Origin of the sequence: Romboutsia faecis (genome assembly GCF_014323405.1) — a bacterium.
GTDB lineage: Bacteria > Bacillota > Clostridia > Peptostreptococcales > Peptostreptococcaceae > Romboutsia_E > Romboutsia_E faecis.
This window is the reverse complement of sequence record NZ_JACRWE010000037.1, coordinates 1-583: the sequence shown is the minus strand read 5'-3', so window position 1 is coordinate 583 and position 583 is coordinate 1. Positions and strand designations below refer to the sequence as shown.

The 583-nt window shown below is 38.4% G+C and carries 1 tRNA gene and 1 rRNA gene; both read right to left on the bottom strand.

Annotated features, from left to right (window positions below):
* Positions 1-271 precede the first annotated feature (271 nt).
* Positions 272-347, bottom strand: a tRNA-Ala gene (locus H8923_RS17115).
* Between the two features lie 153 nt (positions 348-500).
* Positions 501-583 (bottom strand): 16S ribosomal RNA (locus tag H8923_RS17110); the annotation flags it as partial.

The following is a 583-nucleotide window of genomic DNA, read 5'->3' as shown; positions in this document are numbered from 1 at the left end:
GCTTATCACGTCCTTCATCGGCTCCTAGTGCCAAGGCATCCGCCCTGCACCCTTAATAACTTGACCAGTTATTAAAAGTTATCGCCAAAGTCTTTATGTTCATATACATTCACATAAATTCCTTTGCTTAAAGTTTGTAATTTTAATGACTTTTCTTGTCCATATATATTAAATGATGTCATATCACTAAATGTTATGCAGTTTTCAAAGTACTAACGTACATCGCCAACATCTATTCTCTCTGAGAATATCCCGTTGCTCAAAGTACTAATGGTGGAGATGAGGAGGATCGAACTCCTGACCCCTTGCGTGCAAGGCAAGTGCTCTCCCAGCTGAGCTACACCCCCATATCTAGGTTATTTTTAAATATTTTCCATAATAAAAGACTGTCTAGTTATCTAATTGTTTTACCCATTGGATATTTAATACAATCAAATTATAATCAGCCTCTTTATGCTTGTAAAAACCCTCAAAATTAAACAGTAGGCAATTCTCCTTAGAAAGGAGGTGATCCAGCCGCACCTTCCGATACGGCTACCTTGTTACGACTTCACCCCAGTTATTGATTTCACCTTCGACACTC